Raw genomic sequence first — 13258 nt, forward strand, 5'->3', positions numbered from 1 at the left:
AATAGCAATAGCAATAGTATAAGCATAAGCATAAGCATAAGCATAAGCACGTATCATTTAACGTCGTTATCTAAATAAACACTCTTCATGGTATTCCACTTATAATCTTTTAAAAGTCGCTCTAACTTACCTTCCATTCTAGATAAATTAATATAATGTCTGAACTTTGATTTTAGTGGTGCGTCTTTCACCCTCGGTTGGTCAGGGTCTATCTCCCAAGGATGAAAATAAAAGCTGTAAGGTTTTTGTTCCTGTTGGTGGAATGTATCAATACGTTTCTTAGAAAGCCAATATGGATATAAACGAAAATAACCGCCACCACCAATACCTGTATTGATATTATTCTTACGCAGGGTTGGTATGGGTATTTCAATTATTTTTTGCTCATCAAAGCTTTCTGAACGTTCATGTATAAAGCGAGGCCAATTCGGCACCCCATATAAGTCGTGTTGAATGGGATAAGTACTCGAGCTATATTGGAAGCCTAATTCAATTAATTTTTCATAAACCCATGTATTAGTATCATTAAGTGAAAAACTGGGCGCACGATAACCTATAACTTCCGTGCCAGACAATTGCTCTAAAATATTTTTACTTTTTACAACATCAGTAACAAAATCGTCTTTACTCATTTCAGTAATGCGCTGATGTGCATATCCGTGACTTGCTAACTCATGTCCTTGGTCAACTATCGCTTTAATTAAATTAGGGCAACGTTCTGCGACCCAACCTAATGTAAAAAAAGTACTTTTTACATTATGTTTTTCAAATAATTCAAGTAACCGATAAGTATTATGTTCAACACGTAAGGGCGTTTTTTCCCAATCGGTTTTAGCAATAGTATTTTCAAACGCAGATACGTGAAAGTAGTCTTCAACATCGACTGTCATCGCATTAATAATTTGGCTCACAAATATAACCCTTGTTCCAATATAATATTACTCACAGCAAGTAGAGAGAGCATTTTATTTATCTTCCTTTACCAAACAAAACAATTTCAACGGTTCTAATTAAAATTAATAAGTCCAACATAAAGCTACGGTGCTTTATGTAATACAAGTCATATTTAAGCTTCTCTAATGAATCTTCTTCTGTTGAACCATAAGGGTACTTTAATTGTGCCCAGCCTGTTAAGCCTGGCTTAACATTATGACGTTCGTTGTAGTAAGGTAAGTTTTTAATAAGCTGCTGAACAAATTCAGGACGTTCAGGACGCGGGCCAACAAAGCCCATATCTCCACGTATTACATTGAGTATTTGTGGTAGTTCGTCGACACGGTATTTACGAATAAATTTACCAATACTCGTGGTGCGATCATCATTTTCAGAGGCCATTTGAGCACCATTTTTCTCTGCATCGATTCGCATACTTCTAAATTTATAAATATTAAAAGCTTGTCCGTCTAAGCCAACGCGCTCTTGCAAATAAAAAATAGGGGCTTTCATGCCTTCGTCTAATTTAATAAGAATGGCTGTTATTAGCATAACTGGCCAAGTAACTAAGGTTAAAGCAATAGCAATAGCCGCGTTAAAAACCCAATCTAAGGTATTGCGTAAATGGTTGCCTGAAGCAAAACCATTTGAATAGATCACCCAACTTGGATAAATAAGGTTTACGGCAATTTGGCCTGTTTCACGCTCGATAAAATCGAGAATTTCGGTAATTTCTACGCCACGTATTTTACAGGCAAAAAGTTCATCAACCGGTAAATTATCACGACGTTCATCACTAGCAACAACAATTTCGTCGATACCATGCTCTAGTGCATAATTAACCAGAGAACCGTCTAATGCAATACGATTTTCGTTTACTATGCCTGTTTCCGTATCACCTGGCATAATAACAAAGCCGTGCATATAAAACCCTTGCCTGTCGACATCTCGACGCATACGTTTTTCGATAATAGAGGCTCGATCACCGGCGCCAAGCACTAATACCACTCTTTTACTGAAACCAAAAAAGTCAACTTGCAGGGTAAAATAACGAAAAGCACTATCAATAATAAGACTAAATAATGCCGCCAGTGCAAGTAATTCAATTTTTAAAGCGTGTTGACCATATAAGGGATTAATTAAGGTGACAATAAAGAAGCCAATCGCTACTGAAACAAGCAAGCGCCTGACAATACCACGATAATTTTCACGCAGCTTCGAATTATATAAACCTAGAGCTAATAACGATAGTTGTACCATTAGAGCGAAAACAATCGCGCAAATAACTAGTAAATTAGTAGGGATTTTTTGGTGTTCAACAAATAAAAACACACTATTTAAATAGACAGTTAGTAACAACGAACCAGCAAAAAAAATCAGCTCGATAATAACTAAAGATTTACTACCTGAGGATAGATCTCGAAACTTTGGGCTAGACATATTAAATAATTATTCCCTTTGATGGCATAAAAATCAACTCACTCATTCGTGGTTTTCAGTATAGCCCGTTGACTTAGAAGTCCAATAAATATAATCAAATGAGATGGTAACAAAAATTACAAATGTTTTACACTTATTAAATGTTGTGCAACCGTTGTAAAAATCACATACAATCTGATAACTTAGTATTAATCTAATAAATTCGATCTATAAAGAAGGTTAGAACCATGGAAAAGTATATGTTCGGTCAATTTAAAACGGCAACACTATTAATTTTAGCCTTTATTATTTCAGGTTGTGGAACATTAACATTACCCCCTGCAACCGTTCATCAATCTACTACGATTGATGTTAACTCTTATAAGTATCTTATCGGTGCAGGCGATGTCGTTAATATATTTGTATGGCGTAATCCTGAAGTTTCCGGCACATTTGTTGTCAGACCTGACGGTATGATAACCACCTCTTTAGTTGAAGATATCCCTGTATCAGGTAAAACGCCAACGGAACTTGCCCGTACCATTGAAGAAATTTTAGCGACTTACTTACGAGAGCCAGTAGTTACTGTCACTGTTAATAATTTTGTGGGCCCGTTTAGTGAACAAATTCGCGTTATAGGTGAAGCTTCAGAGCCTAAATCAATTAACTACATACAACAAATGACACTACTTGATGTAATGATTCAAGTGGGTGGCTTAACTGAATTTGCTGATGGTAATGACGCGGTTTTAGTGCGTGTTGAAAATGGCAAACAGAAACAGTACGAAATTTATATTGAAGATTTAATTAAAAATGGTGAAATCGGTGCCAACGTTGATGTTTTACCCGGCGATATTATTGTAATCCCAGAAACTTGGTTTTAACATTTAACTAAAAATTATTTTATTGTTTCCCCGTTTTAGAGGTCAAGAATGCAAGAAGTACTCGAACAAATTTTAGACTATTTAAAAGGTATCTGGATAAAACGACGATATCTTATGATAGCTACTTGGCTCATATGCCCTTTAGGTTGGTTAGTTGTTTCACAACTACAAGACACCTATGAATCAGAAGCACGTGTATTTGCCGATACTCAGTCTATTCTTAGCCCTTTACTTAGGGGAATGACGGTTGAAACTAATCCAGATTTACAAATTCGTCAAATGGTATCAACCTTGCTAAGCCGCCCCAACTTAGAGCGTATTGCGAGAATGACTGACTTAGATGTTCAAGCGAATACACCACAAGAATTTGATAATTTAATTAAACGTTTAAAAAACGGTATTTCCATAAATAAAACAGGTGGAAATATACAAAATATTTTTAATATAAAGTTTACTGATCAAAACCCCACAATGGCTCGTGATGTTGTGCAATCAGTATTGACTGTTTTTATTGAAAATACTCGTGGTGATAACCGTAAAGATTCGGATTCTGCTCAAAAGTTTATCGACAGTCAAATTAATGAATACGAGAATCGTCTATTAAAAGCTGAAGCACGTTTAACTAATTTCAAACAAAAATATAGTGAAGTGCTGCCTAACCAGTACGGTGGTTATTACCAAAAGCTAAATAACTCAAAAGAACAATTAAAAACTATTGAACTGATTTTGCTAGAAACAAAAACACAATTAGCTGAATCAAAAGCTAAATTGACACAATCTTCAACGTCAGAATCTAATCAACAAAATAATATTGTTGATTCGAACAGCATAAAAACTACTTTTGATGATCGTATTGCTGAGTTAGAAGGACAATTAGATTCACTTCAGCTTAGGTATACCGAGCAACATCCGGATGTGAAAGAAGTTCAACGTCGCCTTGAGCACTTATCAAAGAAAAGAGATGATGAAATTGAACAGTATCTAACAAGCAGTAATGAGGCAGGTAATGACTACACGCCAATAAGCCAGAACCCGGTAATACAAGATATTCAAATTCAAGTAAACCAACTTGAAGGTCAAGTTGCCTCTATGGAAGTAAGAGCAAATAATTATAGAAATGTAGTTAAAGAACTTGAAAACAAAATTCATACCCTGCCTGAAATTGAAGCTGAATTAGTAGCGCTTGATCGCGGATACGAAATCACTAAAAAGCAATACGAAACCTTACTTGAACGTAGAGAAAAAGCTCAAATTGGTCAGTCCGCTGATGAAACGACCAGTAAAATAAATTTCAAGGTTATTGATCCGCCCCGAGTACCTTTAAAACCCGCGGGACCAAAACGTATGCTTTTTTATGTTGTGGTAACCTTTTTGGGCGTTGGTGTTGGTTTAGGACTTTCATTTTTATTCAGCCAAATTAACCCTATTGTAACTTCAGGCAGTCAAGTAGCTCGGGCAACGGGCATTCCTATTTTTGGTATTGTTTCAGCTACTGAAAATATAGGTCTACAAAGTAAAGATAAACGCAAAACGATACTGTTTTTTGTCTCTAACAGCTTATTAATTTTAATATTATGCTTTTTTATCGCTTATTCGTTATTTCCGGATGCAATACAAGCGCCAATACATAGGATTTTTAATTTATGAGTACCATAGAAAAAGCACTAGCTAAACAAAAGATGGCTCAACAAGACAAAACACCGGTTGTTACTGACAATGTAACGATTGATAAACCAACTAAAACAGTTGATAGCTCGACAGCTCCAGTAAATTCTGAAAATAATGATGTTTTAGTGCTTAATAAGAATGATCTTGAAAGTCGTGGTTTTTTAATTGATAACGGTACCAGAAAAAGTATTAAAGATGAGTTTCGTCAAATTAAACGTAAGCTCTTAAATAATGCCTTTGGCTCTGGCTCTAAAACGCTTAAAAACAGTAATTTGGTTATGATAAGTAGCTCTAAGCCGAATGAAGGCAAAACTTTTATCTCAATCAACCTTGCGCTCAGTATTGCTTTAGAACAAGATAAAACAGTGTTATTAATTGACGCCGATGTTCTACGCCCAAGCATAAATAGAGAATTAGGTTTTAAGCAAGTCCCTGGCTTGATTGAATACTTACTAGGTGAGAAGCACGATATTTCTGAAATAATTTACAGTACCAATATTGATAAGCTTAAAATAATACCTGCAGGTGAACCTCATCATCTTTCTAATGAATTACTCGCCAGTGACCGTATGGAGTCTTTAGCTAAAGAACTTGCAGAGCGCTACCCTGACCGTATTGTAATATTTGACTGTCCACCGTTAATTGGCGTTACAGAAACGATGGTCTTAGCCAACTTAATGGGCCAAGCGCTGGTCGTAGTTGAAGAATCAAAAACGCTCTTAGCAGATATTGAAAAAGCGACAGAAAACCTCAACGAAGATTTAGCACTGGGTTTAGTGCTAAACAAAGCAATCAGATCTCACAAGGATATGTATGGCTATTATGGTTATGGATACGGCACTAAATAAGACAGTATTAGCTGCAGTAATCTTTGCCATTTTATCTGCAAATACTTTCGCAGGGGAATGGCAGTTTACACCACAGTTGATTATTGATGAAACCTATACTGATAATGTTAATTTATCTGTTAACGACACAACAGCAAGTTTAGTTAGTCAAACAGGTGTTGAATTAAGTACACTGTTTTCATCAAAAAAATTAGATTTTACCTTTGATGCAAAAAGTCTTTATGCAATGTACACCCATGACCATGATACCGATGATGACTATCATACCTTGGACAGTTCTTTTCGCTTAAAGTTAGGTCCTAAAGGACTTGCTTTAATCGGTAGTGCTGCAATATCAAACCAAGCACGTAATAATTCCCGTAATGCGCTTGCAGATATTGTTTCTGGTGACACCATTAGAGTTGAAAATTATTCGGGTGGTTTACAATACACGATTAATAATAGTGATTTTATTGTTGCTTCGGGAATTCAATACCAAACAACTAAATCACAGGACGGTATAGGTGAACGAGAAGGCTATGCGGTAAAGTTTTTGAGTGAAAATGGCTCTGCTGCACGAAATGTATATTGGGATGCGTCATCTGAATATTCTAATGCGACTAATCAAGGCCGAGACGGACAGTTATTCAAAGGCGAAGTTAAAATCGGTTTGATTACGGGTTATAAGATAACCCCGTTTATACGATATTATGATGAAACTAATGAAGGTGATCTTGTTGATAATAGTTCATCACTTGAGTCAGACTCTTATGGTGGCGGCTTACGCTGGTTAATAAGTCCTAGGCTCCTATTAGACCTATCTTATAACACACCTACTGGTACTCAATTAGACCTCGATGGTAAAGAACAACAAGACTATGCTGCGGCCACAATTCGCTGGGAGCCTAGTCAAAGAACAACCTTAATAGTTGATTACGGCCAACGCTTTTACGGAGAAAGTTATGGGTTTGACTTTGTACATAAAAACAAGCGTTTAACCAATACCATTACTTATGTCGAAGAGGTTCAAGCATTTACCCGTAATAATTATGAAAGTGTCGCCTTAGGTAGCTTTTGGTGCCCACAAGGTGATATAGCTGACTCTTCAACCTGTTTTGTCAATAATAATGATAATATCGATTTTGATAATTATCAGCTAGTTAACTTAAATGATTTTGTTTTAGTGGAAGATTTGGGCCTTTCATTAAACAAAGAGTTACAGTGGTCTTCGGAATTAGCACTACCGCGAACCACTTTCAGCGTTGAGCTATCAAAATTGACCCGCGAAAATTTAAATACCCGTACCCAAGATGAAAATAAAAAGGCATCGTTTGCGATTAAACGCAAAGTGAGTGGTAAATCAAATATAAATCTCATACTTGAATATACTGACACCCACTATTTACTTGCACAAGATAATGGCCGTCAAGATCGCTACCGACGTTATAGTCTTGAGTATGACAAATCCTTAAATAGTAAACTGACCGTTAAATTAGGTGTAAGCCATCTTAACCGCAGTTCTACGACGCAATCATTCAATTATGAGGAAGACAGAATCACCCTCAAATTCAGTAAAGGTTTTTAGCAGTATGTACGAAAATTATTATGGTTTTAAAGAGCGTCCTTTTCAGTTAAGTCCCGACCCACGTTTCTTTTTCGCGTCAAGCAACCACCAAAGAGCAATGTCTTATTTACAATATGGCTTAGATCAAGGCGAAGGTTTTATTGTAGTTACTGGGCCTATAGGCACGGGTAAAACAACAATAGCGCGTAACCTTTTAAACAATATTGCTGACGATTCAATTGTTGCCGCTCAACTTGTCACGACTAAGCTCGACCCGCAGGAATTACTTGAACTTGTTGCTTTTGAATTTAAGATCTCGGTTAAAGGTAAAAGCAAAGCTGAGTTACTACAGTCAATTGAACAGTTTCTTATTGATTTGAATCGCCAAGGTAAGCGCGCTTTGTTGATTGTTGATGAAGCACAAAATTTACCGATAGAAACGGTTGAAGAACTTCGCATGTTATCTAATTTTCAACTGGATAATAAGCCATTAATACAAAGTTTTCTTCTCGGACAAGAAGAGCTTAAAGATATTATTCAAGCGCCTAATATGGAGCAATTTCGTCAACGTATTATTGCATCTGCGCATTTAAAGCCACTAACAAGTGACGAAGTTAAAGAATACATTAATCATAGATTGCAGCAAGCGGGTTGTATTAAAGAGGCACTCTTCTCAGATGAAGGCTTTAATGTTATTCATGAAAAAACGTTAGGCGTTCCAAGAAAAATCAATATTTTTGTTGACCGTTTATTATTGTTTGGGTTTTTAGAAGAGCTGACTTGTATTGATGTTGACGCAATTAACGAAGTCGCGTTAGAGATGCAAGTAGAGTTAACCGGTTCACTTCATAAAGTACAATTAGCCAGTAATGAACCTAGCCAGGCAAGCGCACAGCTCATCGTGAATTCAACTGAGAATGTTGAAAACATGAAAGAAATATTAAGAGAAGTAGAAGAGATATTAGAGTCGTCGATTAAGCAGAAAATTAAAATGGCGCGTTATGTTGATAAACTCCTTAAGCAGAAGAGTCGTTTATATGCTGAAAGTAATATCGATGAAAGTATTGAAGCTAACTCAGAGCTAACGGCTGATACAATTGCCGATACTAATTCTGAACGAAGTAGTGAAAACGATAAGAGTTAACATCATTAATTAGTGGAGAAGATTTTATAACAAAACCTTCTCCATATCTTCACATCAGCTAGGTTTCGTTAATTGTTAGGCCATATTTTTCAATTAATGAATACAATGTTGGTCTAGTAACACCCAGTAATTCTGCAGCTTTTGACATATTGCCTTCGGCTAACGCATAAGCTTTTTGAATAGCCAGTGACTCTGCTTTTTCTCGCACCGAACGCAAATTCAAAGACAGCCCAAGTTCAGTACTCGTATGATCAAAAAAACCTAAGTCAAAGGCAGTCACTTGTGTGCCAGTCGTCATAATTACCGAACTTTTTACTTTATTTTGTAACTCACGAATATTACCCGGCCATTTATGAGCCTTAATAGCACTTAAACCGTCTTCTGAAAAACTTTTTACATTACGTTTATATTCAAGTGCGTACATCTGTAAAAAATATTGAGCCAGAATTAATACGTCTTCATCTCGGTCACGAAGTGGGGGTATATTTAAGGTTATTTCACTAACGCGATAAAATAGGTCTTCACGGAAAGTTTTATCTTTAACCATTTGTTCTAAGTTTTGATTGGTTGCACAAACGACTCGAACATCAACATTAATTTCTTGTCGACCACCAAGGCGTTCAATCGTTTTTTCTTGTAAGAAGCGTAATAGTTTTGCTTGCAAGCTAAAGGGCATATCACCAATTTCATCAAGAAATAATGTACCGCCTTCTGCACACTCTATTTTGCCTTTAGTCGCACGATGAGCCCCGGTAAAAGCTCCTTTTTCAAAACCAAATAATTCACTTTCTAATAAGTTTTCAGGGATAGAAGCACAGTTAATGGCAACAAAGGGCTTATTACTGCGCTCACTGGCAATATGCACAGCATTGGCGGTTACTTCTTTACCTGTGCCGCTTTCGCCCAGTAATAAGGCTGTTATTTGTGTTGGCGCAATACGCTTTACCATCATGCGGAGACGGTCAATAGCTTCACTGTTACCAATAATGCCAATATCACTACCCGCAACTTGACGCATCTTACGGTTTTCGTCTTCAATTGCCGAAACACTAAAAGCCCGAGCAATAATGACATTGATCACATCAGCATCTATTGGCTTTTGATAAAAGTCGTAGGCACCCGCCGAAATAGCTTTTAACGCATTAGTACGATCATCATTGCCGGTGATCACTATCACCTTAGTATGAGGCGCTATGGTCAAAATTTCCTGTAATGCCGCTAGACCTTCAGTAGCATTAGCTTCATCTGGCGGCAAACCTAAATCAAGCGTAACAACTTTGGGTTCAAAGCGACGTACTGCAGCAATAGCACTTTCACGATCTCCAGCTAATACAGCCTCATAATCAGATAAGCTCCACTTAAGTTGCTTTTGTATTCCTTTATCATCATCAATGATCAGTAACTTTTCCATACGACTAAAACCCTTTTATTATGTATACGCTTTATTTGAGCGCGTGATCCTGAATTCATGAACGCCGTACTCAATCTACGTACGTCATCCTGAATTTATTTCAGGATCTCAACCCAGATACTGAAACAAGTTCAGCATGACGGGAAAAAACCTGACCTATCGTCAGCCTGAATCCACAATCGTCATCCTGAACTCACGTACGTTATCCTGAAACCACGAACGTCATCCTGAATTTATTTCAGGATCTTAACCCAGATACTGAAACGAGTTCAGCATGACGGAAAAAACCTTACCTATCGTCGTCCTGAAACAACATATGTCATTCCGAATCCACGAGCGTCAGCCTGAACTCATGAACGTCATCCTGAATTTATTTCAGGATCTTAACCCAGATACTGAAACGAGTTCAGCATGACGGAAAAAACCTTACCTATCGTCGTCCTGAAACAACATATGTCATTCCGAATCCACGAATGTCACTCTGAAACCACAAACGTTATCCTGAATCCACAAACGTCATCCTGAATTTATTTCAGGTTCTTAACCCAGATACTGAAACGAGTTCAGCATGACGGAAAAAACCTTACCTATCGTCGTCCTGAAACAACATATGTCATTCTGAATCCACAAACGTCAGCCTGAATCCACAAACGTCATCTTGAACTCATGAACGTCATGCTGAACTCGTTTCAGGATCCCAGCCCAGATACTGAAACGAGTTCAGCATGACGGGGAAAAACAACCTTACCTATCGTCGTCATGAAACCACATATGTCATTCTGAATCCACGAGCGTCAGCCTGAACTCATGAACGTCATCCTGAATTTATTTCAGGATCTTAACCCAGATACTGAAACGAGTTCAGCATGACGGAAAAAACCTTACCTATCGTCGTTCTGAAACAACATATGTCATTCTGAATCCACGAACGTCAGCCTGAATCCACAAACGTCATCTTGAACTCATGAACGTCATCCTGAATTTATTTCAGGATCCCAGCCCAGATACTGAAACGAGTTCAGCATGACAGAGGAAAACAACCTTACCTATCGCCGTCATGAGACCACATACGTTATACTGAATCCACGAGCGTCATCCTGAATCCATGAAAGTCATCCTGAATCCATGAAAGTCATCCTAAATCCACTTACGTCATCCTGAATTTATTTCAGGATCTCAACCCGGATACTGAAACGAGTTCAGCATGACGGGGAAAACAACTTTACCTGTCGTCGCTCTGAATCCAGGTACATCGTCCTAAGTCCACGCACGCCTGCCTGATTCCGCGTACGTCATCCTAAATCCATGAACGTCATCCTGAATTTATTTCAGGATCTGTATTCCACCGTAATATATCATTTATAAACTTGGATTTATTGGTAAGTCTATTATAAAAACAGTGCCTTTATTTTCAATACTCTCGACTTTAATTATTCCGGCAATACCTTCAACAAATTGCTTGGCTTCAAAGACGCCAATGCCCATACCCGCATTACCTTTAGTGGTATCAAAAGGTTTGAATAGTCGATTATTAATAAAGTCTGCCGACATACCGCAGCCATTATCAGAAATTTTAATGCCTATGTGGTTTTCTATCTGAGTAAGTTCTACTTTAACCCAGCCATCTTTGCTTGTCGCTTCCTGTGCATTCTGTATCAAGTGATTGAGCACTGAATGAAACGTTTCATTATCAATAGCCATTTCGCAATGGTTGATTTTATCAAAGGTCACCTTAGGTAACTCAATATTTCTCTGCTCTATTACACTGTTAATGATTGCTGAGATATCAACCAACTCACTTTTAGATTGAGCTGCTTGCTTATTACGTAATTGCGAAAGCACTTTAGATAAGCGTTCTGTCGCTGACTCTACCGTTTCAAAAACATCAGCAATAAACTCTGGGTTATCCCGGTGTTTTTCTGCATTAGAGGTAATAAGTGCTAACTGAGCTTGAACATTTTTCAAATCATGCACCAAAAAAGCGGACATACGGTTAAAGGCATCAAACTGTTTTGATTCTGCTAATTTATCATTAGCTTCATGTAAAGAAACGAAATTTCCTAACTGTTTTGATATGGCGAAAAGTAAGTCTCTGTCTTCCCAATTTAATTGCTTAACTTGATTTTTTCCCGCTAAAATAAACATCCCATAGAATGCTTTACCAATAAAAATAGGGACTATAATTCTGATACTTTTGGTATCGAACAATGATAAGTCCAGAGATAAGCCAGGATAAACAGTTGGTGTTTGGCGATATTCTTCAACATCAATAATCCAACCTTGGCGCTGACAAAAAAGACTGCACTCGACCAGTTGCTGATTAAAGGCATCATCTAGAAGCAATTTTTCAGAATATTGAACACTAAAACGTTGACCTGTTACTTTTTTCAAAATAGCGCCAGCATAAGCATTTACTTTTGACATCATTATTTGAGTTGCCATTTGATAATAGCTTTCAGCATTGGTGGTTTCTATTTTTCCGATCAGGTTTAACCATTCATCGCGGTATTCGTATTTATTAGCAAAAAAGTTTTTTGCTATAAACACTTTTAATTTCCGGCGCAACGATTCGGTAATAAATAAAGCGACTAATACTAAAGCACTTAACATTAGGAAACCGATACTAACAACGCTGCCCCACTCTCCACCTATGTAGTTAATAACATAGCCAGCAAAGGCCATAACCAACAAATATATACCGGCAATCATCAACATTGAGCTATAAAAAACAACATGTCGAGAAACAAAAATTCTTACCGCACCATTACGAATCCGTCGAGTACTGATCAGTAATAAAGGCACAACAATAAGAGAGATAAAGCCACGACTAAACCAAAAATCAAAATCAATACCGTCAACCATAGTGGCTTGTGCATATAAAACAAAGTCAAAAATCGCAACGCTGGCTAATGCAATAACCATCGGCCAAATAGCCCAGCGCACTTGTGAATCAGCACTTCGGTATAACTGCTCTAGTAGCACTAAACTCCATAAATTAAGCACAATAAAAAGTAGGAATAAATATTCATAGGAATAATTCAATAAGACACTTGCCAGCCAACAAGCAACCATTAATATGGTCCAAATTTTGATATATTGACGAATATGTGAATTGGCAATAACCGCCCGAAAAGAGCGTTGTTCTGTGTTACAAAGTAAAATTAATAACGACCAGCAAGCTACTTTAAAGCCATCTGCCAGCATCGCCCACTGCAAGCTAAAGCCTAACTTTATTTGTAAGGCCGCAACCCCATTAGCAATAACAGTGACTAATACAGAAACTAATACCCAGCGAGCTAGCGTTGTCTTATTTCGTGCAGCAAAAATCAGTAGCGCAAAAACTAAATATGCAATGCCAGCTAATGAATAACCAAATAGACCTAATGAATCCATAATATAAACTTCTTG

Annotated in this window: 9 protein-coding genes; 5 read left to right on the forward strand and 4 right to left on the reverse strand. The window is 37.3% G+C overall.

All coding sequences use genetic code 11. The features are described from left to right. Positions 1-53 precede the first annotated feature (53 nt). Positions 54-890, reverse strand: coding sequence for an XrtA system polysaccharide deacetylase (locus tag H4J62_RS18705; protein WP_182231362.1), 837 nt, complete (start codon positions 888-890; stop codon positions 54-56). Between the two features lie 79 nt (positions 891-969). After that, on the reverse strand, positions 970-2373 hold the full coding sequence (locus H4J62_RS18710) for a TIGR03013 family XrtA/PEP-CTERM system glycosyltransferase (protein WP_182217900.1): 1404 nt from the start codon (positions 2371-2373) through the stop codon (positions 970-972). A gap of 239 nt (positions 2374-2612) precedes the next feature. On the opposite strand from H4J62_RS18710, the gene H4J62_RS18715 reads away from it, so the two are divergent. Genes H4J62_RS18715 through H4J62_RS18735 form a run of 5 tightly spaced genes read left to right on the forward strand, consistent with a single transcriptional unit; the run spans position 2613 to position 8439 of the window. Then, positions 2613-3236, forward strand: a complete 624-nt coding sequence (locus H4J62_RS18715; protein ID WP_182217931.1) for an XrtA/PEP-CTERM system exopolysaccharide export protein — start codon at positions 2613-2615, stop codon at positions 3234-3236. 48 nt (positions 3237-3284) lie between these two features. Further along, positions 3285-4883 (forward strand): XrtA system polysaccharide chain length determinant, encoded by a 1599-nt coding sequence (locus H4J62_RS18720; RefSeq protein WP_182217902.1) that lies wholly within the window; start codon positions 3285-3287, stop codon positions 4881-4883. Next, positions 4880-5752: an XrtA-associated tyrosine autokinase gene (locus H4J62_RS18725; protein WP_182217903.1), complete on the forward strand. Its 873-nt coding sequence runs from the start codon at positions 4880-4882 to the stop codon at positions 5750-5752. Before H4J62_RS18720 ends, H4J62_RS18725 begins: the two co-directional genes overlap by 4 nt. Further along, on the forward strand, positions 5718-7316 hold the full coding sequence (locus H4J62_RS18730; protein WP_182217905.1) for a TIGR03016 family PEP-CTERM system-associated outer membrane protein: 1599 nt from the start codon (positions 5718-5720) through the stop codon (positions 7314-7316). The genes H4J62_RS18725 and H4J62_RS18730 overlap by 35 nt, the downstream gene beginning before the upstream one ends. Before the next feature lie 4 nt (positions 7317-7320). After that, on the forward strand, positions 7321-8439 hold the full coding sequence (locus H4J62_RS18735; RefSeq protein ID WP_182217906.1) for an XrtA/PEP-CTERM system-associated ATPase: 1119 nt from the start codon (positions 7321-7323) through the stop codon (positions 8437-8439). A gap of 58 nt (positions 8440-8497) precedes the next feature. Here the strand turns inward: H4J62_RS18735 and prsR are convergent, their stop codons facing one another. After that, positions 8498-9850: a PEP-CTERM-box response regulator transcription factor gene (gene prsR, locus H4J62_RS18740; RefSeq protein WP_182217908.1), complete on the reverse strand. Its 1353-nt coding sequence runs from the start codon at positions 9848-9850 to the stop codon at positions 8498-8500. A 1359-nt stretch (positions 9851-11209) separates the two neighbouring features. Then, complete coding sequence (gene prsK / locus H4J62_RS18745; RefSeq protein WP_182217910.1) at positions 11210-13243, reverse strand: XrtA/PEP-CTERM system histidine kinase PrsK; 2034 nt, start codon at positions 13241-13243, stop codon at positions 11210-11212. Positions 13244-13258: the final 15 nt, after the last annotated feature.

The sequence above is a fragment of the Colwellia sp. BRX8-5 genome (assembly GCF_014077325.1).
Classification (GTDB): domain Bacteria; phylum Pseudomonadota; class Gammaproteobacteria; order Enterobacterales; family Alteromonadaceae; genus Colwellia_A.

Excerpts from the sequence above, each read along its gene's own strand:
- H4J62_RS18715 (WP_182217931.1), top strand. The coding sequence starts at position 2,613 with ATGTTCGGTCAATTTAAAACGGCAACACTATTAATTTTAGCCTTTATT.
- H4J62_RS18735 (WP_182217906.1), top strand. The coding sequence starts at position 7,321 with ATGTACGAAAATTATTATGGTTTTAAAGAGCGTCCTTTTCAGTTAAGT.
- prsR (WP_182217908.1), bottom strand. The coding sequence starts at position 9,850 with ATGGAAAAGTTACTGATCATTGATGATGATAAAGGAATACAAAAGCAA.
- prsK (WP_182217910.1), bottom strand. The coding sequence starts at position 13,243 with ATGGATTCATTAGGTCTATTTGGTTATTCATTAGCTGGCATTGCATAT.
- H4J62_RS18710 (WP_182217900.1), bottom strand. The coding sequence starts at position 2,373 with ATGTCTAGCCCAAAGTTTCGAGATCTATCCTCAGGTAGTAAATCTTTA.
- H4J62_RS18725 (WP_182217903.1), top strand. The coding sequence starts at position 4,880 with ATGAGTACCATAGAAAAAGCACTAGCTAAACAAAAGATGGCTCAACAA.
- H4J62_RS18730 (WP_182217905.1), top strand. The coding sequence starts at position 5,718 with ATGGCTATTATGGTTATGGATACGGCACTAAATAAGACAGTATTAGCT.
- H4J62_RS18705 (WP_182231362.1), bottom strand. The coding sequence starts at position 890 with ATGACAGTCGATGTTGAAGACTACTTTCACGTATCTGCGTTTGAAAAT.
- H4J62_RS18720 (WP_182217902.1), top strand. The coding sequence starts at position 3,285 with ATGCAAGAAGTACTCGAACAAATTTTAGACTATTTAAAAGGTATCTGG.